Source organism: Allostigmatella hybrida, from assembly GCF_020103775.1.
Classification (GTDB): domain Bacteria; phylum Myxococcota; class Myxococcia; order Myxococcales; family Myxococcaceae; genus Hyalangium; species Hyalangium aurantiaca.
Genome location: NZ_JAHXBH010000005.1, coordinates 175,992 through 199,979, shown reverse-complemented (window position 1 = coordinate 199,979; position 23,988 = coordinate 175,992). Strand labels below are relative to the sequence as shown.

The 23,988-nt window shown below is 68.9% G+C and carries 21 protein-coding genes; 9 read left to right on the top strand and 12 right to left on the bottom strand.

What is annotated here, in order from left to right:
• Positions 1 to 116: 116 nt before the first annotated feature.
• Positions 117 to 1,334 carry a cytochrome P450 gene (locus tag KY661_RS11660; protein WP_225410280.1) on the top strand — a complete coding sequence of 406 codons (1,218 nt, stop codon included), beginning with the start codon at positions 117 to 119 and terminating at the stop codon, positions 1,332 to 1,334.
• A 352-nt stretch (positions 1,335 to 1,686) separates the two neighbouring features.
• On the opposite strand, the gene KY661_RS11655 is transcribed toward KY661_RS11660, so the two are convergent.
• Positions 1,687 to 2,106 (bottom strand): transposase zinc-binding domain-containing protein, encoded by a 420-nt coding sequence (locus KY661_RS11655; protein WP_263436943.1) that lies wholly within the window; start codon positions 2,104 to 2,106, stop codon positions 1,687 to 1,689.
• Between the two features lie 1,376 nt (positions 2,107 to 3,482).
• On the opposite strand from KY661_RS11655, the gene KY661_RS11650 reads away from it, so the two are divergent.
• Positions 3,483 to 4,256, top strand: a complete 774-nt coding sequence (locus KY661_RS11650) for a hypothetical protein (protein ID WP_225410278.1) — start codon at positions 3,483 to 3,485, stop codon at positions 4,254 to 4,256.
• A gap of 89 nt (positions 4,257 to 4,345) precedes the next feature.
• On the opposite strand, the gene KY661_RS11645 is transcribed toward KY661_RS11650, so the two are convergent.
• Positions 4,346 to 4,885: an RBBP9/YdeN family alpha/beta hydrolase gene (locus KY661_RS11645; RefSeq protein WP_225410277.1), complete on the bottom strand. Its 540-nt coding sequence runs from the start codon at positions 4,883 to 4,885 to the stop codon at positions 4,346 to 4,348.
• Positions 4,886 to 4,942: 57 nt separating this feature from the next.
• Here KY661_RS11645 and KY661_RS11640 point away from each other — a divergent pair, with 57 nt between their 5' ends.
• Positions 4,943 to 6,619 (top strand): alpha-amylase family glycosyl hydrolase, encoded by a 1,677-nt coding sequence (locus tag KY661_RS11640; protein WP_225410276.1) that lies wholly within the window; start codon positions 4,943 to 4,945, stop codon positions 6,617 to 6,619.
• A 37-nt stretch (positions 6,620 to 6,656) separates the two neighbouring features.
• Here KY661_RS11640 and KY661_RS11635 read toward each other — a convergent pair whose 3' ends face one another.
• Both KY661_RS11635 and KY661_RS11630 read right to left on the bottom strand, forming a co-directional pair.
• Positions 6,657 to 8,750, bottom strand: coding sequence for a M13 family metallopeptidase (locus KY661_RS11635; protein ID WP_225410275.1), 2,094 nt, complete (start codon positions 8,748 to 8,750; stop codon positions 6,657 to 6,659).
• A gap of 105 nt (positions 8,751 to 8,855) precedes the next feature.
• Positions 8,856 to 9,728: a DUF4846 domain-containing protein gene (locus tag KY661_RS11630; RefSeq protein ID WP_225410274.1), complete on the bottom strand. Its 873-nt coding sequence runs from the start codon at positions 9,726 to 9,728 to the stop codon at positions 8,856 to 8,858.
• Between the two features lie 24 nt (positions 9,729 to 9,752).
• On the opposite strand from KY661_RS11630, the gene KY661_RS11625 reads away from it, so the two are divergent.
• Both KY661_RS11625 and KY661_RS11620 read left to right on the top strand, forming a co-directional pair.
• Entirely contained in the window at positions 9,753 to 10,070 is a 318-nt protein-coding gene (locus KY661_RS11625) for an antibiotic biosynthesis monooxygenase (RefSeq protein WP_075009635.1), read from the top strand.
• Positions 10,057 to 11,238: an iron-containing alcohol dehydrogenase gene (locus tag KY661_RS11620; protein WP_225410273.1), complete on the top strand. Its 1,182-nt coding sequence runs from the start codon at positions 10,057 to 10,059 to the stop codon at positions 11,236 to 11,238. Before KY661_RS11625 ends, KY661_RS11620 begins: the two co-directional genes overlap by 14 nt.
• A 10-nt stretch (positions 11,239 to 11,248) precedes the next feature.
• Here KY661_RS11620 and KY661_RS11615 read toward each other — a convergent pair whose 3' ends face one another.
• The 4 genes from KY661_RS11615 to KY661_RS11600 form a co-directional block, all read right to left on the bottom strand.
• Positions 11,249 to 12,724: a M20/M25/M40 family metallo-hydrolase gene (locus KY661_RS11615; protein WP_225410272.1), complete on the bottom strand. Its 1,476-nt coding sequence runs from the start codon at positions 12,722 to 12,724 to the stop codon at positions 11,249 to 11,251.
• A gap of 12 nt (positions 12,725 to 12,736) precedes the next feature.
• Positions 12,737 to 13,093: an STAUR_1299 family protein gene (locus KY661_RS11610; RefSeq protein WP_225410271.1), complete on the bottom strand. Its 357-nt coding sequence runs from the start codon at positions 13,091 to 13,093 to the stop codon at positions 12,737 to 12,739.
• The gene (locus KY661_RS11605; protein WP_225410270.1) at positions 13,090 to 14,679 is read right to left on the bottom strand and encodes an aromatic amino acid hydroxylase; all 1,590 of its coding nucleotides are present in this window, start codon (positions 14,677 to 14,679) and stop codon (positions 13,090 to 13,092) included. The genes KY661_RS11610 and KY661_RS11605 overlap by 4 nt, the downstream gene beginning before the upstream one ends.
• A 74-nt stretch (positions 14,680 to 14,753) precedes the next feature.
• Positions 14,754 to 15,695, bottom strand: coding sequence for a LysR family transcriptional regulator (locus tag KY661_RS11600; RefSeq protein WP_225410269.1), 942 nt, complete (start codon positions 15,693 to 15,695; stop codon positions 14,754 to 14,756).
• A 105-nt stretch (positions 15,696 to 15,800) separates the two neighbouring features.
• Here KY661_RS11600 and KY661_RS11595 point away from each other — a divergent pair, with 105 nt between their 5' ends.
• Complete coding sequence (locus tag KY661_RS11595) at positions 15,801 to 16,514, top strand: substrate-binding periplasmic protein (RefSeq protein ID WP_225410268.1); 714 nt, start codon at positions 15,801 to 15,803, stop codon at positions 16,512 to 16,514.
• Positions 16,511 to 17,467, top strand: coding sequence for a cation diffusion facilitator family transporter (locus KY661_RS11590; RefSeq protein WP_225410267.1), 957 nt, complete (start codon positions 16,511 to 16,513; stop codon positions 17,465 to 17,467). Before KY661_RS11595 ends, KY661_RS11590 begins: the two co-directional genes overlap by 4 nt.
• A gap of 10 nt (positions 17,468 to 17,477) precedes the next feature.
• Here the strand turns inward: KY661_RS11590 and KY661_RS11585 are convergent, their stop codons facing one another.
• The 4 genes from KY661_RS11585 to KY661_RS11570 form a co-directional block, all read right to left on the bottom strand.
• On the bottom strand, positions 17,478 to 18,098 hold the full coding sequence (locus tag KY661_RS11585) for a class II aldolase/adducin family protein (protein WP_225410437.1): 621 nt from the start codon (positions 18,096 to 18,098) through the stop codon (positions 17,478 to 17,480).
• Positions 18,099 to 18,130: 32 nt separating this feature from the next.
• On the bottom strand, positions 18,131 to 19,246 hold the full coding sequence (mtnA, locus tag KY661_RS11580; RefSeq protein WP_225410266.1) for an S-methyl-5-thioribose-1-phosphate isomerase: 1,116 nt from the start codon (positions 19,244 to 19,246) through the stop codon (positions 18,131 to 18,133).
• Positions 19,247 to 19,270: 24 nt separating this feature from the next.
• Positions 19,271 to 20,149 (bottom strand): S-methyl-5'-thioadenosine phosphorylase, encoded by an 879-nt coding sequence (locus KY661_RS11575; protein ID WP_225410265.1) that lies wholly within the window; start codon positions 20,147 to 20,149, stop codon positions 19,271 to 19,273.
• Between the two features lie 84 nt (positions 20,150 to 20,233).
• Positions 20,234 to 21,583: an AmpG family muropeptide MFS transporter gene (locus KY661_RS11570; protein WP_225410264.1), complete on the bottom strand. Its 1,350-nt coding sequence runs from the start codon at positions 21,581 to 21,583 to the stop codon at positions 20,234 to 20,236.
• 214 nt (positions 21,584 to 21,797) lie between these two features.
• Here KY661_RS11570 and KY661_RS11565 point away from each other — a divergent pair, with 214 nt between their 5' ends.
• Both KY661_RS11565 and KY661_RS11560 read left to right on the top strand, forming a co-directional pair.
• Positions 21,798 to 22,910 (top strand): ABC transporter ATP-binding protein, encoded by a 1,113-nt coding sequence (locus KY661_RS11565; protein ID WP_225410263.1) that lies wholly within the window; start codon positions 21,798 to 21,800, stop codon positions 22,908 to 22,910.
• Positions 22,897 to 23,985: an ABC transporter ATP-binding protein gene (locus KY661_RS11560; RefSeq protein ID WP_225410262.1), complete on the top strand. Its 1,089-nt coding sequence runs from the start codon at positions 22,897 to 22,899 to the stop codon at positions 23,983 to 23,985. The genes KY661_RS11565 and KY661_RS11560 overlap by 14 nt, the downstream gene beginning before the upstream one ends.
• Positions 23,986 to 23,988: the final 3 nt, after the last annotated feature.

The window sequence follows — 23,988 nt, the reverse complement described above, 5'->3', positions numbered from 1 at the left end:
CATCGATTCTTCTTAGTACGAAGTCGCAGGATTCACTCACAGCCAACTCTGCGAGCGCGTTGTCACATGAAGAGATTACTCTCATTAAGAAATCCATGGAGAGTATACGCGAGGACATGCGTGACAATGTCTACATAGAGGAAGCTGTTCGCGTTCTGGCTGTCAAAGGCTACCGCAGCGCGATCGGTTCGTACTGGAATGCCGTTGTAGATGACTTGCGGAGGAAGATCATTTACAGAAGTCTCGATCTCTTCAACAAGGAGATGAAGCCGAAGAGAGATGTCAAAACATATGAGGATTTCCAAGATCTTGTAGTCGACAACGATCTCATTGAGGGCGCTTACAAGATCGGAGTCATTTCCTGGGAAGCGCGGAAGATGCTCCACCATGCGCGCGAAACGCGCAATGTTTTCGACGGGCACCCATCGAGTTCTACTCCGTCTCCGATGAAAGTGCTCGATATGATGAATGACTGCAACAAGTATGTGCTCTCACAGGAATACCCTCCGGCGATTATTGATCTCGGAACTTACATTGCAATCATGGACAGTCCTGGCTTTGACCGGAATGTCGTCGCAATCGATCAAGCCGTAAGCGATCTGCCAGAAGTCTATAAGAATGAACTGGCAAATCGATTCTACAGCATCTACACGCATCCTGATTCTTCAACTGCCCTCAGATCGAACGTAGAGATTGTTGCGCCAATTCTTTGGCAGGTGCTTCCCAAGGAGACGCGCATTCAGATCGCGAAGCGTTTCGACAAGGAAATTGTGGGCGGTGATGCGTTCAAGATCCAGAATGGAATGGACTTCCTCGCCAAAGTCGGCGGCATGAAATATGTCTCCACCGCCAGCCGGAAAGCAATTCTGGAGCCCATCATCAAGGGGTTGGAGGACAACCTTGATAAGTGGTCAGAGGAGGCACAGTTCGTAACCAGGTTGGAGCGATTCGGGAGCAGCGTGCCAGTGGATTTTATGGACAGGTTTGTTTCTGCCCTCACGCTTACCTATGTTGGCTACAAAGGCAGTTCGTACCAATTTGCGCGCAAGGATTTTTATTCAAATACCGCTGCGCCGATCATTATTCGGATGTTCGAGGGGTTCGATGATACGGCAACGAGAGCGTTCGTGAATGCAGTCAAGACTAATGAGAAACTGCAGCGGCGGATCCAGCATGGTGGACAGTTGCAAAGGATTCGGAATCTGGGAAACATTCTGCTGAATCGGCCAAGCCTTCCTGACGATCTTAAGCAGTTCATCGAGTTGCTTGTTGCAGAGGGTAAAACTAACGAGTTCTTCTTCCTCATCAATGGGGCAAGCAGTAAGGCAACGTAATTGCTTGTGTCCGTCACGGTGCCCCCCTCGCGCTTCGGCAATTCTGTCCTGTGGGAGAGGGCCCAGCAGAAGTAGGGCGCCCAAGCGCAACACGACCTTGAGCCTTGGACGGCTGAGGCGGCCCATCCCCTTGCCGCGCGCCGCTCTGGGCTAGACACGCCAGAGGGGCCCATAGGGGGCACATAAAGAATCAGCGAGAAGTAAAAAGCCCAGCAATCCCTTACGATTGCTGGGCTTCTCGGGATGGAGGCGGCGGGAATCGAAGCCGTTGCCAGGAGTGCCTTGGAGCCTGAGGAGCGGCACCGCACCCCTATATCTCAGGAGCACGGAGCCAACGTTACCGCATCAGGACTCACGCCCTGGGCGGTGCCTTCCCCACCCGCCTCACTTCCTTACCGGAGAGAGCATAGGAAGGACAGGAGCCCTCTTGGGCGTAGCGGGCGGAAGCAGAACGGGAGGTGAGGGACGCTGACGGGGAGCCCATGAGCCGCACGCCGAGTCGGCACAGAAGCCTTTCATCTCCAGCAGACACACGCCTGTCCAGCCCAGCCGCTTTCCACCGCACCCGATGCGGAAAGGACAGCGTCCACTGCCGATAGGGCACATGCGGCAGCACCTGCTCCACCCACTGCACTGCCGTCACATGCGCTCGCTTCGCGTTGCAGGAGGGACACACCCCTCGTCCCTTGCACCAGAAGGCGACGAGAAACTCGTCCTTGCACCTCTCGCAGCGCACCCGCGCGAAGCCGTGCTCCAGCACTCCGCACTCCAGGTACCGGGCTTACGTCCCGCTCCACGTGCCGGGGCAGGCCGCGCCCCACCTCGCTCGCCTCCTCCAGCAGCGTGGCCAGGTTGTCCTTCACCTCCTCGTACAGCACCGTCCCCTCTGGTCGCCTCCGCCGGTACGCCCACCCGCGCTCCTCCACCCGCTCTTCCCCTGCCACACCTTGCCAGGGCACAAGCTCCTGTCCGCCTCCCACGGGGTTCTCGTGAGCCCTAGGAGACTGGGGAACTCAGGCCGCTTGCGTCCAAGCTGCTTGCCCCTGTTGGGCCGCATGTGTCCCCAGTGGGCTCCTCCAGGGGGATGAGAACGGGACGAAACGGGATGGGGCGGCAGAACGAACCGATGAGAGATCAAGGCGTTAGCCGGTAACAGCGCGACCTGCTTAGGGTTTTGCTCTCGCCTTGCCGCGAGTTCGATTCCCGCAGCTTCCTCACAGGGCACCCCGCTGCTCCCAAGCGCTCTCCCTCCGAGTAAGGGGGGTAGGGCTTACATTTCGGAACCCAATCGATTCTTGATGGACCCGATTTGTACCAAATCCGAAGCGCATAGAGAGATGGGGGCCCAGTGGAGAGGGAGAGTGATGCTCCCGGCCTGTGGACAGGCCACGCAGATCCCTGGGGTACACTCCTGCCCAGGCTGCGCTCCCAGGTGGCGTAGCCGGAGCATGGACGCTTGCTGAGGGAGTACGCACCGTGGCAGCGTCAAGCGATGCTCCGCCGCCCTCTCTCTTCCACGCGTGCCACATGGACGATTCAGAGGCTCATCGCGATGAGCCTTATCATCCTCCTCGTCTCATGTAGCACTCCCTCGCATGTAGGGACTGGCCCGTCAGTCCCACAAGATCTATCCAGGTACGCTCTGGTCATCGAAGAGCCGGCAGATGGGCCGGTGATCCATTCCTGGGTCCCTGCCAACACCTTCGACCTGTCGCGGTATGCGTACCGCCCCAGTGCTGGAGGTGCCGAGCGAAGGATCGTCCACGCATCCTTCAGCCGAGACTGCGAGGAAGAGCGCGATCAATGTGAAGAGATGTGCAAGGCGAGTCTCAAAGGCCGCAATTGGTCTCATGCAAGCGCGGGCTCAAAAGGAGAGATATGCCGCAGGCGGTGCAGGCCTGCCTATCTGGATTGCAGCCGGCTTCGTGAGCAAGCCGATGCTGTGAAGTTCCCAGGCACTGACAAAGCAGTGGATTGGCTCAAGCGGCATCGCGAGGAGATCTTGCTGGGGACGGTTATCGTCATCGCAGGGGTAGCCTTCGCCGTGGTCATCGTTGGCAGCGCAGGCACTGCCCTGGTGCTTGTGCCGGCCGTGCTTCTCGTCTCCTCCGAGGCTCCTCCCATGCCCTACGCCGTAGAGGAAGAGCCGTGACGACACTCTCTGATCTGGCGGATGCTCATGAATTCATCGGAATCCGATGGAGCAGCGGCCCTTCACCCGATGAAGAGCGGACCCTTGAGCTGGCGCGAGACATCCTGGACTTCATTTTTGCCACTGGGCAGAGCTACCGCTTCGAGGATTTCTCGCATCAACTCCAGGAGGGCGTTGAACCTCCCCCGCAGGGCTTGACAGGATTGAGTCTCCGCTTGAAAAGCGCAGAGCGTTTTTTCGAGAGACTCCTCCAGCCACCAACAACCGCTGGCGAGGCCGCTCGAATCCATGCCATCCTTGAAGCCATCCGCTTCGTTGCTGCAACCCACCAGTACGAAGCCTTGGATGTGTACTTGAAGCATGTGGAGTCCCATGGCCCCCCTTTTGTAGTGGCCTCTTTCGAGACGCTAGGCGAGGCAGAGTCCTGGCTCCAAAACCACCCGCATCCACCCGAGCCCGCCAGGATTTTGATTGGAGATCGCTCTCACGACGTGGTTCATGATCGGGAGACGAACATCCGCCGTCTGCCACGGAACCGCGACATCCATGACTATCTCGCGGAGCTCAAGCAGGTGGAGCCGCCCGTGGCCATCGCATCCTTCGCCACACGTGAGGAGGCAACAGCCTGGCTCTGGGAGCAGCCTGTGCCCGCTACGCACGCGTGGGTGTCCATCGCAGGCGAGTTCTATCTCGCGGCGTATTACCCCAACATCGGCCATCGAGCCCTCTACCCACTCTCCATGATCGAGGACGCTGACGCCTCGGCGTAGAGCAAGAGGCTTCAGCTCAGCCCGTGCGCCGCGAAGCCAAGAGGGACTGACGGGCGCTCAGTTCCCGTGTTGAAGCCGAGCAGCCTCCCTCAAGCGGGGCCGGGCTGGCTCAGCTCGCGCAGCAGGGCCTGCCCCGCGGGCCACTCGCCCAACCCCGAGTCGGAGTTGATGTGTCCTGCCCGCCCCACGTCTTCGAGTCGGCTGCCCCAGTCTCGGGCCATCCCCTCGAAGGCCTCGAATGAGGCATAGGGGTCATCCCGCGAAGCCACGAGGATGGACCGGAAGGGCAGGCGCTGGCGCGGAACGGGCGCGAAGGCCCGGCACACCTCGGGCACGTTGGGTTGGGAGAGGTCCGGCGGCGCTACCAGCAGCGCGCCCCGCACCGGCCGGACGTGGCGTGCCGCCCAGTGCGCCACGGTGCTCACCCCCAGGGAGTGCGCGGCCAGCACGGGCGGCTCCGCACACGCGGCGATGGCCGCATCCAACGCGGCCACCCAGGCCTCGAGCGAGGGCTGCTCCCAGTCGCGCTGCTGGACCCGGAGCGCTTCTGGAAAGAGGCGTTCCCACTGGCTCTGCCAGTGCTGGGGACCCGAGTTCCCGTAACCCGGGAGGATGAGCAAAGGGGGCATGTGCCGATGATGCCACCGGCTGGCCCTGGCGCGGGAGGTGCTGGTAAACCGCACGGCATGCGCCCCACCCGAGCCCTGTGTCTCCTCACCGCGTTGACCTGGACGGCCTGTGCCACGAATCCCTCCGGCGGAGAACCTGGAGGCGGCAAGCCGCCCGGAAGCCGGGCCGAGATCGAACCCGTGGCCGGCACCGAGTGGTACCGCAAGGCGGTCGTCTACGAGGTGTTCGTCCGCAGCTTCCAGGACTCGAACGGGGACGGGAAGGGGGACCTGCCGGGCCTCATCTCCCGCCTGGACTACCTCAACGACGGCAACCCGGAGACGCATGACGACCTGGGCGTGGACGCGCTGTGGCTGATGCCCGTGTTCGTCTCGCCCAGCTACCACGGCTATGACGTGGTGGACTACGAGCGCATCCACCCGGATTACGGCACCCTCCAGGACTTCGAGCGCCTGTGCGAGGAGGCCCACCGCCGCGGCATGCGCGTCATCATGGACTTCGTCATCAACCACTCGAGCGTGCAGCACCCGTGGTTCGTGGAGTCCGCCTCCTCGCCCAGCTCGCCCAAGCGGGACTGGTACATCTGGGGGCCTCGCGACGCGGGCTGGAAGCAGCCCTGGGATTCGTTCTCCTCCTCGCCCACCTGGCACCTGAAGAACGGCGCCTACTACTACGGCGTGTTCTGGAGCGGCATGCCGGACCTGAACATGCGCACCCCGGCCCTGCGCGAGGAGGTGAAGCGCCTGGCCTCCCTGTGGCTCGCGCGCGGGGTGGATGGCTTCCGGCTGGACGCGGCGCGCTACCTCATCGAGACGGGGGGCGGGGCGGGGCAGTACGACACGGCGGAGACGCACGCCTTCTGGAAGGAGCTCTCCGCGCACGTGCGGCAGGTGAAGCCGGACGCGGTGCTGGTGGGGGAGAACTGGAGCACCACGCCCAACATCGCCACCTATTACGGCGCCACCGGCGAGGTACCCGGGGGCGACGAGCTGCCGCTGAACTTCAACTTCCCGCTCTCGGAGCAGCTGATGGCGGGCCTCAACGCCAACAACGCCGCCCTCATCGCCTCCAAGCTGGTGGAGATGGGCGGCGTGTACCCCGCGGGCGTCAGCGACGCGCCCATGCTGACCAACCACGACATGGTCCGCAGCGCCACGCAGCTGGGCTTCAACGCGGGGCGGAAGGCCAGCGCGGTGGCGCTGCTGCTCACCCTGCCGGGCACGCCCTTCCTCTATTACGGCGAGGAGGTGGGCCTGGCCAACGGCACCACGAACAACGACGAGGCCAAGCGGACGCCGATGCCCTGGGATGGGACGCCCCAGGGCGGCTTCACCGCGGGCACGCCGTGGTTCGGCTTCGCCCCGGGCCACACGGCGGGGGACAACGTGGCGGCGCAGACGGGCGTGGAGGAGTCGCTGCTGTCGCGCTACCGGAAGCTCATCCAGGTGCGGCACGCCACGGAGGCGCTGAGCCGGGGAGGGCTTCAGGTGCTCACCGCCACCACGGGCCAGGCCACCACGCTGGCCTTCGTGCGCACGCTGGGGGACACGCAGGTGCTGGTGGTGCACAACGTCTCGGACGCGGGCGCGTCCGTGGGGCCGCTGGCCCTGCCGGGCACCACGGCCGAGGTGCTGTTCGCGGACCCCCGGGTGGGGGCGCTCACCCGCGCCGCGGACGGGTGGCAGGTGAGCCTGTCCGGCCGCGGCACGGGCATCTGGCGGCTTCAGCCCTGAGGAGAGGGGGCCCTCCCCAGGGCGGAGGCTGCCGGGACTACCAGATCTTCACGCGCTGCTCGGGCGGCAGCCACGCGCCGTCGCCCTCCTTCACGCCGAAGGCCTCGTAGAACTCGGGCATGTTGCGCACCACGCCGTTGACGCGGAACGGGCCCGGCGAGTGCGGGTCCGTCACCAGCATCTGCCGCAGGTACTCGTCCCGGAAGAGCGTGCGCCACACCTGGCCCCAGCCCAGGAAGAAGCGCTGGTTGCCGGTGAAGCCGTCGATGACCGGGGCCGCCTGGTCCTTCTGCGACAGCTGGTAGGCGCGCAAGGCCACCGTGAGGCCGCTCAGGTCGCCGATGTTCTCGCCCAGCGTCAGCTCGCCGTTCACCTTCATCGTGTCGATGGGGTTGAAGCTGCTGTACTGCGCCACCAGCATGCCGGTGCGCTTCTTGAAGGCCGCCTGGTCCTCGGCGGTCCACCAGTCGCGCAGGTTGCCGTCGCCATCCGAGCGGCTGCCCTGGTCGTCGAAGCCGTGGCTGATTTCGTGGCCGATGACGCCGCCGATGGCGCCGTAGTTCACCGCGTCATCCGCCTCGGGGTTGAAGAACGGGGGCTGGAGGATGGCGGCCGGGAAGACGATCTCGTTGAGCGAGGAGTTGTAGTAGGCGTTCACCGTCTGCGGCGTCATGCCCCACTCCTTGCGGTCGATGGGCTTGCCCAGCTTGTCCAAGTCCCGCTGGAACTCGAAGACGCTGGAGCGGCGGACGTTGCCGACGAGGTCCCCGGCGGCGATCTCCAGCTTGGAGTAGTCGCGCCACTCTTCCGGGTAGCCGATCTTCACGGTGAACTTCGAGAGCTTGTCCTGGGCCTGGGCCTTGGTGGCGGGGCTCATCCAGTCGAGCTGGTCGATGCCCTGCTTGAAGGCCTCGCGCAGGTTGGCCACGAGCTGCTCCATGCGCTTCTTGGACTCGGGGCTGAAGTGGCGCGCCACATAGAGCTGGCCCACGGCCTCGCCCATGCCGCCCTCCACCGTCTCCACGGCGCGCTTCCAGCGGGGGCGGATTTCCTGCTGGCCCTGCAGCGTCTTGCCGCGGAAGGCGAAGTGCGTCTGCTCGAACTCCTGGTTCATCAGCGGGGCGTACGCATCCAGCACCTTGAAGCGCAGGTACTGGCGGATGACCGGCAGGGGCGTGGCCTTCATCGTGGCCACCATGGCCTGGAAGAAGTCCGGCTGGCGGACGATGACGCCCGGCGTCTTCTCGGCGCCCACGGCCTTCAGGTACCGGCTCCAGGAGAAGCCCGGGGTGAGCTTCTCCAGGTCCGCCACGCTCTTGAGGTTGTAGGTGGCCTCGCGGTCGCGGTTGCGCGCGCGCTCCCAGCTCTTGCCCGCGAGCTTCGTCTCCAGGTCCAGGATGGCCTTGGCCGCCGCGGCGGCGTTCTTCTCCCCGCCGAGCGTGAGCAGCTTCTCCACGTAGGCCTGATACGCGGTGCGCATCTCGGCGAAGCGGGGCTCCTGCTTGAAGTAGAAGTCGCGGTCCGGAAGGCCCAGGCCGCTCTGGGTGACGTAGACGATGTAGCGCGTGGCGTCCTTGGCATCCTGGCCCACGAACAGCGCCAGCGGGGCCTGCACGCCCTCGCGGTTGAGCTTGGCGAACACCTCGGGCAGCCCGTCCACGCTCTTCAGCTCGGACAGCTTCTGGAGGTCCGCGCGGATGGGCTCCAGGCCCAGCGACTCGATGCGCTGGGTGTCCATGAAGCTCTGGTACAGGTCGCCCACCTTCTGCGTGTCGGAGCCCGCCTTCTTGTCCTTCGCGGCGGCGGCCTCCTCGATGATGTCCTTGAGGGCGGCCTCGCTCTTGTCCACCAGCTCGATGAAGGTGCCGTAGCGGGCGCGGTCGGCGGGGATCTGCGTGGCCTGGGTCCACCCGCCGTTGACGTAGCGGTAGAAGTCATCCTGGGGCCGCACGGCGGTGTCGAAGTTCTTCTTCTCCACGCCGCTGGGCTTGGTGGCCTGCGGGGCGGGCGCCTCGGCGGCGGGTGGGGGGGGAGGCGGCGGCTGCTGGGGAGAGGTGGCGCAGCCCGTGAGGAGCAGGGCGCTGAGCGCACCAGGGGCCCAGAAGGCGCGGGCAAGAGGCTTGAGGCTCATGGGACTCCGGGAAAAAAAGGGGAGCAGGGTGTGACTGAACCCGGTGGCCTGTCGTGCACACCGGGCGGCCCGCGAACAGAGCACCGCTGGAACTATTTCCAACCTCTATTTTCCAGGCGCCGCGAACCGGCGCAGGGACGTCCAGGGGAAGGGTTTCCAGAAGGGCGTGGCCACCTCCGGCGCCTCCAGGGAGAACCAGGGCCCTTGCCGGCCCGAGGACAGGACGTGAAAGTCCTGGGCGGGCGTGAAGCCCTGGCCGATCAACGCGATGCGCTGGCCTTTGACATCCTGCGCCACGTCCAGCACGAGCACCGTGTGGCCCGGGCTGCCGCCCGTCACGAAGAAGTCCCCGGGCCGCACGTCCTCACGGCCCGGACGGTTTTTTTCGGCCTGGAGCGACAGCGTCCCCGCGTAGGTGAAGACCAGGTCCAGGTAGGCGCGGAACGTGGCGCGGGTGCTGGAGGCGGGGGCCTTGCGCTCCCACGTCACCTTCGCGCCCGAGATGCGCGGCCGGTCCCCCGCCGCGTACGCGCTCCAGGAGGCCAGGTGGCCGCTGGTGAAGCGGTAGGCGATGCGGGCCTTCTGGTTCGTGGCCCACAGCCACTCGGCATGGAGCCGGAGGATGGAGTCGGCGCACTGCTGGAGGTCCGCGGTGCCCACGTCCAGCTCGGCCACCGCCGCCAGGCGCCCATCCGTGCCCGCGAGGATGCCGCCGCCCCGGAAGTCGTGGACGGGCGTGCCCGGGGGGCGCAGCGGCAGGCCGCGCAGCCAGGCCGCGAACGTGTCCGGCGCCACCTCCAGGCGCGTGTACCCGGCGGGGGGCGGGAACGTGGCCTCCAGGGTGCGCACGGGGACGGAGGCGGACAGCCAGGGGTAGCGCGCGCGCTCCCCGGGCGTGGGCAGGTGCGAGGAGGCCGCCACGCGCGTTGGGAGCCACACGCTTGCGAGCAGAAGGCAGAGCAGGAAGCGCCGGGTCATCGGGTTCTCGGGTAGCCTGGGCCCATGTCCCAGAGTCTGCTGGTGGTCCACGTCCATGTCCACGTGAAGCCCGAGCACGTGGAGCCTTTCCGGGAGGCCACGCTGGCCAACGCCCGGCAGAGCGTGAAGGAGCCGGGCATCGCGCGCTTCGACGTCATCCAGGACTCGGAGGACCGGACGCGCTTCGTGCTCGTCGAGGTGTACCGGACGGCGCAGGCACCGGCGGCGCACAAGGAGACGGCGCACTACCTCACGTGGCGCGACACCGTGGCGCCGATGATGGCCGAGCCGCGCACGAGCAAGAAGTACGTCAACTGCTTCCCTGACGATGCGGGGTGGTGAGGTGAGCGGCCTGGGGTTCGAGTTCGCAACCGCCACGCGCATCGTCTTCGGGGCGGGCCGCATGGCCGAGGCGCCCGAGGTGATCCGCGGCCTGGGCGGGCGCCGGGTGTTGATTGTCACCGGGAGCACGCCCGCGCGCGCGGCGCCCCTGCGCGAGGGGCTGGACCGGCTGGGGCTGTCCACCATCGTCTTCCGGGTGGAGGGCGAGCCCACGCTGGAGGTGGTGCGCGAGGGCACCGCCACGGCCATCGCCGCGGGCTGTGACGGGGTGGTGGCGCTGGGGGGCGGCAGCGTGCTGGACGCGGGCAAGGCCATCGCGGCGCTGGCGGCCAACGGTGGGGATCCGCTCGACTACCTGGAGGTGATTGGCCGGGGCCGGCCGCTGACGCATCCCTCGGTGCCGCTGGTGGCCATTCCCACCACGGCGGGGACGGGCTCGGAAGTGACGCGCAACGCGGTGCTGGGCGCCAAGGAAGAGCGGGTGAAGGCCAGCCTGCGCAGCCCGCTCATGCTGCCCCGGGTCGCGCTGGTGGATCCGGACCTGCTCGCGGGGGCGCCCGCGGCGGTGCTGTCCTCCAGTGGGCTGGATGCGCTCTCGCAGCTCATCGAGCCCTTCGTCTGCTCACGCGCCAACCCGCTCACGGATGCGCTGGCCCGCGAGGGCATCCGCCGCTCGGCGCGCTCCCTGCGCCGCGCGGTGCTGGAGGAGCTGGGCGCCCCGGAGCGGGAGGACCTGGCGCTGGCCAGCCTCTTTGGCGGCCTGTGCCTGGCCAACGCGGGGCTGGGCGCGGTGCACGGCTTCGCGGCCCCGGCGGGCGGCATGTTCCAGGCGCCGCATGGCGCGGTGTGCGCGGCGCTGCTGGCGGCCACCCTGGAGGTGAACCTGCGCGCGGTGCGTGCGCGGGCGCCGGGGCACCCGGTGCTCGGGCGTTTCCAGGAGGTGGCGGCGCTGCTCACCGGGCGGACGGAGGCCCGGGCCGAGGAGGGCATCACCTGGGTGCGGGAGCTGTGCCAGGCGCTGAGCGTGCCGGGCCTGGGCCGCTACGGGCTGACGCGGGCCGAGGTGCCCCTGCTGGTGGAGAAGGCCCGGGCGGCCAGCAGCATGAAGGCCAACCCCCTGGTGCTCACGGACGAGGAGCTGACGGAGATCGCCCTCCGCTCGCTGTGAGCGGAGGCCGTCACGGCTGCCGGCCGCGCTTGCCCTGGAGCCAGTCCTCGTAGACGTCCTCCTTCATCTGCTGGCGCAGGTCCGTGGCGCCGATGAGCGCCTCCACCTCGGCGCGGGACTGCCGGGGCAGCGCCGTGTCCATCTGGGCGAAGCCCCAGGCGAGCGCCGCGACGGTGGCCGCGTTGAGCCGGAGCTGGAGCGGGTCGCACTTGTCCAGCTCATCCGAGCGGGCATGGTAGTTGGGGCCGTAGAGCGCGGGCTCCTGGTTGGCCACGAGGTTGGGCACCCCGTGCAGCATGAAGTCGAAGTTGTCCGTGCCGACAATGGGCTCATCCACCTGGGTGAACGGGCCGAGTCCCTTCACGGGCGCCAGGGCCTGGTCCACCAGGGCGGGCAGCCCGGGGCGGCCCCCGGTGAAGAAGCCGGTGATGCGCCCGCAGCCGATGTCGAACGAGGCCGCCACGGTGTGCCGGTCCAGCTCCGCGGCGTGCGTCTTCGTGTAGCCCCACGAGCCATACATGCCCTGCTCCTCGCCGTTCCACAGGGCAAAGCGAAGGGTGCGCGCGGGCTTGAGCCCGAGCCTGTGCAGCTGCCGCGCCACATCGATGAGCAGGGCCACGTTGGCCCCGTTGTCCAGCGCCCCCGTGCCCAGGTCCCACGAGTCCAGGTGGGCCCCCAGCACCACGACTTCCTCGGGCCGCGTGGTGCCGCGAAGCTCGCCGATGACGTTCTGGCTCTCGTAGGCGGGGCCGGACTGGATGTCGAGCACGGCGGTCAGCGTCAGCGCCGCGCCGCCGCGCAGCAGCCGCAGCGCGCGCAGGGCCCCATCGCGCTCCATGACGAGCATGGGCCGCGTGTTGCGCTCGCCCACGGACACGTTGTGCCGGTAGAGCTGATTGCCGGGCCGTGAGCCCATGTAGACCACGCCCCGGGCGCCCGCCGCGAAGGCCCGCTTCTCGATGTCCGCGGCCTCGCCGTACTCGCGGAAGAGATCCTCGATGTTCGTCAGCAGCCGCGTCTCCACGAGCAGGAACGCCCCCTGGGCCTTGGCCCCGAGCGCCTGGAAGTCCTTCTCGGAGCCCTGGCCCACGTCCCGCAGGGGCGCGCTCACCCCCGCCGGGGGCGTCCCGGTGGAGAAGGGCATGGCGGCCACCCGGGGCGAGAAGAGGAGGCCCGCGCCCTTCACGGTGGCGCGCGCCGAGCGCTCCAGCCACAGGGCGGGCATCGTGAAGGACTCCTTGCGCGCGGGGATGCCGGCTTCCCGGAAGCGTGCCAGGGCCCAGTCCACCGAGCGCAGGTTGGCGGGAGAGCCCGTGGCCCGGCCGCCAATCTCATCGGTCAGGGACTGCAAGTCCCGCAGCAGGGGCGTGTCCCCGAGAAAGGTGGCCACCAGGCGCTCCGCCTCGGCGGGCGGGGCGGGAGCAGGGGCAGGGGCCCCGGCCAGCGACAGGCCGAGGAGGAGGGACGGGAGCAGGGGGGAGGGCACGGACGCGGTTCCTCAGGAACGGTAGCGGCGCCGCAGCTCCTCGATGGAGAGGCCACTCCAGTCGGAGAGCTGCCGCACCGCGTCCCGGGCGTGGATGAAGTACAGCGTGTCTCCGGAGAACACGGAGAGAAACACCCGTCCACACCCGGGCAGCTTCGCGCCCTTGGTCTCCAGGTAGTCCACGAGCCGCGGCAGGAGACGCTCCAGCAGGAAGGGGCGGATGTTCCCATCCGGGAGCATGAACTCGTAGCTGGTGGCCTCGGCGAGCTCCCCGTCCTGCTCTTCCCGGACTCGGGCGATGGCGCTGTTGGCCTCGGCGGCAGGGGCCTTGGAGAAGGCGAGCCCCAGGAAGGTCTCCGTGTCGCTCATGCGACGTAGGCCTCCTGGGTGGGAAGGCGGCGCAGCTCCTCCAGCTCGGCCTTCAGCAGCCACTCGTCCGGGTAGCGGGCGGCGGCGCGGACGAGCGTCTCCAGCCGGTCCGGCCGGAACTGGCCGGACTCGCGCAGGGCACGGACCTCCTTATAGAGGGCGGCCAGGGCCGGAGACAGGGCCTCGGCCTTGCGGGCGCGGGCCTGGGCCTCGCCCTCGCCCTCGGTGAAGGAATCCATCTCTCCGAACCACCGGTCCCAGGCGCCCGGATCCGCGGGGCCCCCGGCCACCGACGGCAGCCCCGAGGCGAGGAACAGCCGCGCCACCGTGGGCAGCTCCAGCGTCTGGCCGTTCATCGTGCCGCGCAGCCGGAGCACCTCGTTGCCACCCCCGGCGAAGCCTTCCAGCCGCAGGCCGCTGGCCAGCTCGAGCTGGAAGGGCCCCTGCTCCGGCAGCGTGCCTTCGCCAAAGGCCACCAGCGTGGGGCCCTGCCAGGGCGTGCCCTGGGCCTTCCCGTCCTGGGAGCGCATGACGGGGCCCGCGAGCGACACCAGTGCCGTGGAGAGCCCCTCGGCCACGGGCCGTGTGCCGGGCAGCAGCTCCGCCACGCGGCCGCTGATCTCCCGCCCATCCGAGAGCACCAGGTGGTTCACCGTGCGGGCGCGCAGGGCCTCGTTCAGGCCGTGGTCCCCGCCCCGCTTCCACGACAGCGTGGCCTCGAACTCCTCCAGCACCTGGAAGAGGTGCTCGAAGTCCCGGGCGACGAAGAGCTGCGGCTGCATCCGGGTGATGTCGTAGTCCGTCGTCACGCACGAGAGGCTCAGCGGCACCCGCTTCACCGCCGGGGTGAGGCAGTGCTCCGCCTCGCCGATGCTCGACAGCAGTCCGGCGCCGTACAGGCGGGGCTCCTCCAAGCTGCCCACCAAGCCGTACTCGGCGGTCCACCAATAGAGCCGGGAGGCCTGGGTGCTCTCGCTGACGTAGCGGCGGCTCTGGGAGGCGGCCTCCAGCCGGGCCTGGGCATGCGCGATGGCCTCGGGCGAGGAGGTGGGGTCCTCCTTCACCACGCTCAGGTGGCGGATGGCCTCGAACACCGCCTGGTCCTCCAGGGTGGCGATGGACTTGAAGCCGACGATGCCGCAGCGCCGCAGGTACTCGGCATAGCGGGCGTTGGCGATGATGGGCGCGTGGCCCGCGCTCTCGTGGACGATGTCCGGCGCGGGCGTGTACTGGATGTGCTCGTGCGTGCGGATGTCGGCGGCGATGGCCAGCACGCCCATGGACTGCAGCTCGGTGAAGACGGCGGGGGGAATGAAGCCGCGCACCGCCACCGCCGCCCAGCCCAGCCGCGCCAGCCGCTCGTTCATCTCATCGAGGCTGGGAATGCGCTCCACGCTGATGCCCGTGGCCTCCAGCCCCTCCAGGTACACGGCGTGGGCCTTGTCCGACAGGTGGTTGCGGAGCCGGCGGAGGATGTGGCGCCACACGGCCTGATCCCTCGGCGTGTACGCCGCATACTCCTGTCCCACGACGTAGCGGCGCAGGTGGGCCGGCAGGCGGGCAAGGGTTCTTTCCGTCGGGGTCATGGCGCACTCCTGTCCCAATTTCTGAAAGGGTAAGTCCGATCAGGAGCGACGGAAATTCGTAAAAATTCGAAGTTCTATTCGGATTTCCGACGTTGGGTGAGCCGCTGCTTCAGGCCCTTGAGCACCAGGCGGGCCTCGGCGCTGAGCGCGCCCGAGGGCCACAGGGCCACCACTTCGACGACCTGGGACTGCTCTTCCTGGAGCGGCCAGACGTGGAGGTCCGGCGGGAAGGGGTGGACGGGCCGCAGGTCCGGGGTGATGGCACAGGCCTGGCGGAAGGCGCGGAGCACGTCGAACAAGTGGAGAAAGCTCTCCACGCGGGCCACCTCGCGCACCGTCACCTCATGATTGGTGAAGCGGGCGCTGTTGGCGCCGCCGTAGGGGTCGTCCTGGAGCCAGTCCACGAAGGGCTGGCCCTCCAGCTCGCTCACGTGGACCGCCTTGCCCGAGCGGGGCGGGTGGTTGAGGGCGCTGTCCGGGCCGGCCAGCACCACGAAGGGAAGGCTGAGCAGGGACTCGGCCTCCACGCCCCGGTGAGGGGGCAGTGGGGTGAAGCCCACGACGAGGTCCCTCTGCCGGGTCTGCGCCTCGCGCACCAGCTCGAAGGGGCCGCCGAAGCCAATCTCCAGCTTGATGGACGCCTGGGCGGCATCCCGGGCGATGTCGCCCAGGAGCATGTTGGAGAGCGTGTGGTTGAGGCCGAGCCGCAGGCTGGGCTCCGTGCTGGTCAGGTCCCGGAGCCGCTTGAGGTTGAGCTGGTGCAGCGGCGTCTGCGTGCCCGCGTAGAGCCGCCGGCCGCGGGGGGTGAGCTGGAGCTTGCGCCCGGGCCCGCGCTCCAGCAGGGGCTCGCCATCCCCCAGGGACTGCTCGAGGGCGCGCAGGTGCTCGCTCACCACGGAGCGGGCCACGCCCAGGTGCTCGGCGGCCCCCTCCAGGCTGCCGGCCTCGACCGCGGCCACGAAGGCCTCCAGCCAGATGAGGTGTCGGGGGAGCTTGCGCGGGGGCACGGCCCGCATGTTGCCCCAAGCTGGACACGGGACGCCGGTTTTCTCGAAACCCCCTGGCGGCCCGCCGCCCGCATGACGATTTTGAGATCCAACAAGTATGCGGAGGAAAACAGTATGCCTGGGGTAGGGCGGAGGGCGGTGGGGGTGCTGGCGGTGCTCGTGCTGGGCATCGGCTGCGGCCTGCCGCGAGATCCCAACGGCACGCTGGAGCGGGTGCGGGGAGGCACCCTCCAGGCGGGGGTGGTGGAGCGGCCGCCCTTCACCCAGGCCGGCCCGGGAACCCCCTCCGGCGTGGAGGCCACCCTGGTGGAGGAGCTGGCCCGCTCCCTGGGGGCCACGGTGGAGTGGACCGTGGGGACCGAGCCCCGGCTGATGGAGGCCTTGAAGCACCGGAAGCTGGATCTGGTCGTCGGGGGAATCTCCGCGGACACGCCCTACGCCGCGCACGTGGCCCTGAGCCGGCCCTACCTGCGCGCGCGGCTCACCGTGGGCGCGCCTCCCGGCGAGACGGTCCCCCGGGAGCTGAAAGGCCACCCCGTGGCCGTGGAGCCGGGACACCCGGCCATCGCGCTGCTGGAGGAGGAGGGGGCGGTGCCGAAGCCCACGCCCCAGGTGCACGCGGCGCCGGGCCTGCGCGCGGGGTTCGACTGGCAGTTGGAAGCGTGGGGCTACACGGCGGGCGAGACGACGCTGAAGACCGAGGAGGTGCTGGTGGTGGCGGCCCCGGGCGAGAACGGCTGGCTGCGGCAGGTGGACCTCTTCCTGCACGAGAGCGCCGCCAGGACGCGGGACCGGCTCGTTCAGTCCGCGCGAGAGGGGGCGCGATGAAGACCGCGGAGCCGTTCGACCTGCCCCCCGAGAAGATGAAGGCCCTGGGCCGGGCGAAGCGCTGGGAGTGGATCTCCCTGGGCTACCTCGTCTCCGCCATCGCGGGCATCTACCTCACGCTGGGCAACTCGCAAGCGATGAAGGCCGCGTGGCTGGAGGACCTGCTGAGCCTCATTCCGCCCCTGGCGTTCCTCATCGGGGGCCGGGTGTGCCGCCGGAAGCCCAACGGCGAGTTCCCCTACGGCTATCACCGGGCCACCACCATCGCGTACCTGGTGGGCTCGCTGGCGCTGCTGCTGATGGGGCTCTACCTCTTCACCGACTCGGTGATGAAGCTGATTCAAGCGGAGCACCCCACCATCGGCTCGGTGAAGCTCTTTGGCGAGGTGGTGTGGCAGGGCTGGCCCATGCTGCTTGCCCTGCTCTGGAGCGGGGTGCCGGTGGTGCTCCTGGGCCGGCTCAAGCTGCCGCTGGCCGAGCAGCTTCACGACAAGGTGCTGTACGCGGACGCGATGATGAACAAGGCGGACTGGCTGACCGCGGGCGCGGCCATCCTGGGCGTGCTGGGCATTGGCCTGGGCTTCTGGTGGGCGGACGCGGTGGCCGCGGGCCTCATCTCCGTGGACATCTTCCACGATGGGCAGAAGCACCTGCGCGCGGCGCTGGGCGACCTGATGGACCGGGCGCCGCGGACGCTGGACTACAAGCATCGCGTGGAGCTGCCCGAGCGCATCCGCCACACGGTGGAGTCCCTGGACTGGGTGGAGAGCGCCCAGGTGCGGGTGCGGGAGGATGGCCACGTGTTCTACGCGGACGTGGAGCTGGTGCCCCGGCCGGGCACGGAGAACCTCGTCCAGCGGCTCACCCACGCCACGCGGGATTTGAAGCGTCTGGACTGGCGGCTGCACGAGGTGCTGCTCGTTCCGGTGGAGCGCATGCCCCACCCCGCCTGAGCACGGCGGCTCAGGGCAGGGGCGGCGGGTGGCCGTACGTCTTGAACTTCTCGAGCACCACGGCCATCTCGGCCTCGTCGAGCAGCACGGGCTCGCCGATTTGAAGCGCCCGCCAGTACATGGCGGCCAGGGTCTCCACCTCCACGGCGAGCGCATAGGCCGCCGCGAGGCTTGCGCCCACGGCGATCATTCCATGGTTGGCCAGGAGGCACGCCTTGCGTCCCTCCAGCGCGGCCACGGCGTGGCGGGACAGCGCCTCGGTGCCGAAGGTGGCGTAAGGCGCGCAGCGGATGGAGCTGCCCCCGGCCTTGGCCACCATGTAGTGGAAGGCGGGGATGGGGCGGTGGAGGCACGCGAGCGTCGTGCAGAACATGGAGTGCGCGTGCAGCACCGCGTTCACCTCGGGCCGGGCCTCCAGGATGTCCCGGTGGAAGCGCCACTCGGTGGAGGGCACGCGGCGCCCCTCGGGGCTGCCATCGAAGCGCAGGAAGACGAGGTCCTCGGGCACGAGCGCGCCGTAGTCCATCCCCGAGGGGGTGATGAGCAGGCCGCCCTCGACGCGCACGCCGAGGTTGCCGGAGGTGCCCTGGTTGAGCCCGGAGGCGTTCATCCGCCGCGCGGTGGAAATCATCTCCTCGCGCAGGGCGAGGTGCGGAAGCGGGCTCACGTGCCGGTGGCCCTCTGGGCGCGCCGCTCGGGAAAGAGCGACAGCAGACCCTCGGACGAGGCCGCGCACACCCCCCGCTCGGTGATGAGCCCCGTCACGAGCCGCGCGGGCGTCACGTCGAAGCCGTAGTTGGCCACGGGGCTGCCGGGCGCGGTGACGTGCACGGACACCACCTCGCCTGAGGCGAGCCGGCCACTGATGTGGGTCAGCTCGGTGCCGTCCCGCTGCTCGATGGGGATGTCCCGGACACCATCCTCCAGGGTCCAGTCGATGGTGGGGGAGGGCAGCGCCACGTAGAAGGGCACGCCGTTGTCCTGGGCCGCCAGGGCCTTCAGGTAGGTGCCAATCTTGTTGGCCACATCGCCCCGGGCGGTGGTGCGGTCCGTGCCGACGATGCACAGGTCCACCTCGCCGTGCTGCATGAGGTGGCCGCCCACGTTGTCGGCGATGACGGTGTGTGGAATGCCGTGCTGGCCCAGCTCCCAGGCGGTGAGGCTGGCGCCCTGGTTGCGGGGCCGCGTCTCGTCCACCCAGACATGAACGGGCAGTCCCGCGTCGTGGGCAAGGTACACGGGGGCCAGGGCGGTGCCCCAGTCCACGGTGGCGAGCCACCCCGCGTTGCAGTGGGTGAGGACGTTGATGCGCCCTTGCTTCCCCTTGCGCTCCCAGGCGGCCTCCAGCAGGGGCACGCCGTGGGTTCCGATGCTCCGGTTGAGGGCCACGTCCTCATCGCAGAGGGCGGCGGCGCGCCGGTAGGCGGCCTGAAGCCGCTGCTGCGGGGGCAGGGGCTGGAGGGCGCGGCGCATCTCGTCCAGGGCCCAGCGCAGGTTGACGGCGGTGGGCCGGGTGGAGAGCAGCAGTGCATGGGCCTGGGCCAGGGCCTCGTCCGAGGCGTCCCCGCGCAGCGCGAGGCAGAGGCCATACGCGGCGGTGGCGCCAATGAGCGGGGCGCCCCGGACCTGCATGGAGCGGATGGCGTGGGCCACCTCTTCAAGTGTGGTGAGCCGGGCCGTCACGAAGGCATGGGGCAGGCGGGTCTGATCGATGATGCCCACGGAGGCGCCATCGGGTTCGACCCAGATCGTACGCATGGGCTGCTCATGAACCTTCATGGGCGTGCTCCTGAGAGGAAAGGGTTAGCGCCGCAGCACCCGGCCCGCCACGGCATCCAGAAGCTGGAGGAGGGCCGGGTCGCGTGCCTCGGGGGCGGTGATGAGGGCGGTGTCCAGGGCCGTCTGGCAGCCGTGGCGGCAGGGCCCCGCGTGCCCGGACAGCAGGGGGGCCACGCGCTTGACCAGCGCGCGGGCGAGCCCCGCGTTGCCATGGAGAACCGAGAGGATCTGCTCGACGGTGACGGCGTCATGGCCCGGGTGCCAGCAGTCGAAGTCCGTCACCATGGCCACGCTCGCGTAACAAATCTCCGCTTCCCGGGCGAGCTTGGCCTCCGGCATGTTGGTCATGCCGATGACGTCGCACTTCCAGCTCCGGTACAGCTCGCTCTCGGCGAGCGAGGAGAACTGGGGCCCCTCCATCACCAGGTAGGTGCCGCCGCGCCGCAGGGAGATGTCCGTCCCCTCGGCCGCCTTCGCCACCGCCTCCCCGAGCCGGGCGCAGACGGGCCGGGCCATGGAGACGTGGGCCACGCACCCGGTGCCGAAGAAGCTCTTCTGGCGGGCGAAGGTGCGGTCGATGAACTGATCCACGAGGACGAAGGTGCCCGGGGGCAAGTCCTCGCGCAGGCTGCCCACGGCGGACAGCGAGAGGAGGTCGGTGACGCCGCTGCGCTTGAGCGCATCGATGTTCGCGCGGAAGTTGAGCTCCGAGGGGGGAATCCGGTGGCCCCGGCCGTGCCGGGGCAGGAACACCACGGGCTGGCCCTCCAGGGTGCCGAAGCACAGGGCATCCGAGGGCTCGCCGAAGGGCGAGGACACCTTGCGCCAGCTGACATCCGTCAAGCCGTCGATCTGGTAGAGGCCGCTGCCGCCGATGATGCCGAGGACGGGGGAGGAGGGCATGGAGGCTCCAGGGGAGGGACCGTGAGGTAAGACGGGCAGTCTTCCCGCCGCCCCCGGAGGAGGCAACAGCGAAGGGGCGCGGCGTCAGCCCTTCTTGGCGGTGCTGGCCAGCTCCGCGTTCACCTCGGGCGCGGGCGTGGGGTGGGTGAGCTGCTCCAGGGCGGCCTCGGGGTTGGGCGTGCGGCCCAGATCGCGCGGCAGGAACAGGAGCACGAGGAGCGCGGGGGCCATGGCCACCGTGGTGAAGGAGAAGAAGCCCGCCCAGCCCATGGACTCGGCGAGGAAGCCCGAGGCGGCGCCCATGAGGTGCATGGGGACGGCGGACAGGCTGGAGAGCAGCGCGTACTGGGTGGCGGAGAAGCTCCGGTTGCACAGGGCGGTGATGAACACGGTCATCGCGGCGCTGCCCATGCCTCCGGTGAAGTTGTCGGCGCCCACGGTCAGCGCCAGGAAGAGGGGGTCTTTGCCCCGCGCTGCGAGCGCGATGTAGAGCAGGTTGGTGAGCGCCTGGGCCGAGCCGAAGAGCAGCAGGCTGCGCTTGATGCCCATCTTCACCACCAGCACGCCTCCCAGGATGGCCCCGGCGATGGCACCCGCCATGCCCACGAACTTCTGGATGACGCCCAGCTCCGTGTTGCTGAAGCCCAGCTCCAGGGTGAAGGGCGTGGTCATCCGGAAGGCCACCGCGTCCCCCACGCGGAACAGGACGATGAACAGCAGCGTGCCCAGCGCGAGCCGGTAGCGCCAGAGGGCCGAGGCCCCCTTCGCCCGGTGCCGCTGGAAGAAGTCCACGAGCGGCTCGACCACCGAGGCGACGAGCGAGAGCGGCCGGTGGGTGACGGGCGGCTCCGGGGCGAACAGCGTGGTGACCACGCCCACGGCCATGAGCGCCCCCATGACGGCATAGGTGGACGTCCAGCCGATGAGGTCCGAGAGCGTCAGCGCCACCGCCATGGCGAAAATCATGCCCACGCGGTAGCCGAGGGTGAAGGTGGTGACGCCCAGCGAGCGCTGCTCGTCGGTGAGGAGATCCGTGCGGTACGCATCCGCCACGATGTCCTGGCTGGCGGACAGGAAGGCCACCACCGCGGCCAGGCTGGCCATGAGCACCGTCTGGCTGCTGGGGTCCACCTGCCCCATGGCGAGGATGGCCACGCCAAGCAGCACCTGGGTAATGAGCAACCACCCGCGCCGCCGCCCCAGGAAGGGCGGGTAATACCGGTCCATCAGCGGCGCCCAGGCGAACTTGAAGGTGTAGGAGAAGCCCACCAGGGAGAAGACGCCGATGGTCTTCAGCGACACCCCCTCGTTCTTCATCCAGGCCGAGAGCGTGCTGCCCGTCAGGTACAGCGGCAGGCCGGACGAGAAGCCCAGGGCGAACATCAACAAGACGCGAGGGTTTCTCAGCGCGGACAGGACGGAGGGAGAGGACATAGGTCGGTCGAAGGGCGCACTCTACGCGCTCCCACGGCCAGGCGGTGCCTGCTTCCCCCACAGTGCGTCCGCCCGCCTGTCCTGGGGTGGGGCGGGCGGTGGGCGGGCCAGGCGCCCGGGCCCGACGCTGTGCGTTATCGCTGGAATTCTGGCCACGTCCGGAGGCTGACCCTAGAGTCAACGGCTTGAGGATCCGCGCACCGAGGACAATGGGTTGAAGCACGGCATCGAGCTCGACAACGTCACGCGGATGGCCGGCGGGGAGATGCACCTCGCGGACATCCAGCTGGCGTTGGAACCTGGTTCATTCAACATCTTGCTGGGCCGGACGCGGGCGGGGAAGACCTCGCTCCTGCGCCTGATGGCGGGGTTGGACCGGCCCACCTCGGGCACCATCCGCTTCAACGGCGTGGACGTGACGCGCTTGGACGTGCGCCGCCGCGAGGTGGCCATGGTGTACCAGCAGTTCGTCAACTACCCCTCGCTCACCGTGTACGAGAACATCGCCTCGCCCCTGCGGCTGGCCGGCAAGCTGGGCAAGCCGGAGATCGACAAGCGGGTGCGCGAGACGGCCGCGGTGCTGCGCCTGGAGCCCTTCCTGCAGCGGCTGCCCGCAGAGCTGAGCGGAGGCCAGCAGCAGCGCACGGCCATGGCGCGCGCGCTGGTGAAGGACGCGCCGCTGCTGCTCCTGGACGAGCCCCTGGCCAACCTGGACTACAAGCTGCGCGAGGAGCTGCGCACGGAGATGCGGCAGATCTTCCGGGACCGCCCCGCCGTCATCGTCTACGCCACCACCGAGCCCACCGAGGCCCTGCTCCTGGGCGGCCGCACCAGCGTGCTGCACGAGGGGCGGCTGCTCCAGACGGGGGCCACCCTGGACGTGTACCAGTCTCCCGCCACGGAGCAGGTCGGCCAGGTGTTCAGCGATCCGCAGATGAGCCTGTGGGCCGTGGAGGTGTCCGGCACCGAGGTGCGGCTCTCCCCTGAGCTGGCCTTCCCGCTCTCGGGCCACCTGAAGGCGCTGGCGCCCGGGCCGTACCGCCTGGGGCTGCGGGCGCACCACCTGCGGCTCGCCCCGGCGTCGGGCTCGGACATCCGCCTGCCAGTGCGCGTGGAGGTGGAGGAGATCAGCGGCTCCGAGACGCTCATCCACGCCACGCACGGGCGCCACTCGCTCTCCGCGCAGGTGGAGGGTGTGCACCGGCACCCGTTCGGCGCGGCGTTGGATCTCTTCTTCTCCCCATCCCGGATGTTCGCATTCGGTCCGGACGGCCGCCTCGTGGCCGCGCCGGCTGCCCCGAGGGAGGGCTCGCATGGCCCGAATTGAGCTGCGCGGGGTGGCCCACGCGTATGGGCCCGCGCCCACGTCCGACAAGGACTACGCGCTGAGGCCGTTGGAGCTCACCTGGGAGGACGGCGGGGCGTATGCCCTGCTGGGCCCGTCGGGGTGTGGCAAGACGACGCTCCTCAACATCATCTCCGGCCTGGTGCGCCCCTCGCGGGGCCAGGTGCTCATCAACGGCGTGGACGTGACGGCCGCGCCGCCGCAGGAGCGCAACATCGCCCAGGTGTTCCAGTTCCCGGTCATCTACGACACGATGACGGTGGCGGAGAACCTGGCCTTCCCGCTGCGCAACCGGGGCCTGGGCAAGGCCGAGACGCAGGCGCGGGTGGAGGAGGTTGCGGGCCTGCTGGAGCTGACCCCGGACCTGCGGCGCCGGGCGAGCGGACTGTCCGCGGACATGCGGCAGCGCATCTCCCTGGGGCGCGGGCTGGTGCGCAAGGACGTGGCGGCCATCCTCCTGGACGAGCCCCTCACGGTCATCGACCCGCACGTGAAGTGGCTGCTGCGCCGCAAGCTCAAGCAGGTGCACGAGAGCCTGCGGGTGACGCTCGTGTACGTGACGCACGACCAGGTGGAGGCGCTGACGCTGGCGGACCAGGTGGTGGTGATGAACGGCGGGCGGGTGGTGCAGGTGGGCACGCCGCAGGAGCTGTTCGAGCGCCCGGTGGACACCTTCGTCGGCTACTTCATCGGCAGCCCGGGCATGAACCTGCTGCCCTGCACGCTGGAGGAGGGCGGGGCGGTGGTGGAAGGCCAGCGCGTGCCGCTGGCCCCGGAGACGTGCGCGAAGGCGCGGGCGGACGGGGGCGAGCTGAGGCTGGGCATCCGCCCGGAGTTCCTGCGCCGGGTGCCGGAGGGCACTCCGTCCTCGGTGCGCGTGGAGGTGACGCAGGTGGAGAACCTGGGCCGGCATCAGCTCGCCACGGCGAGGCTGGGCACGCAGGTGCTCAAGGTGCGGTTGGCGGAGGAGGAGCACCTGTCGGCGGGCGAGAGCTGCTGGCTGGAGTTCCCGGGGCAGTGGACGACACTTTATGCGGGCGGCCGGGCCGTTCCCTGAGGA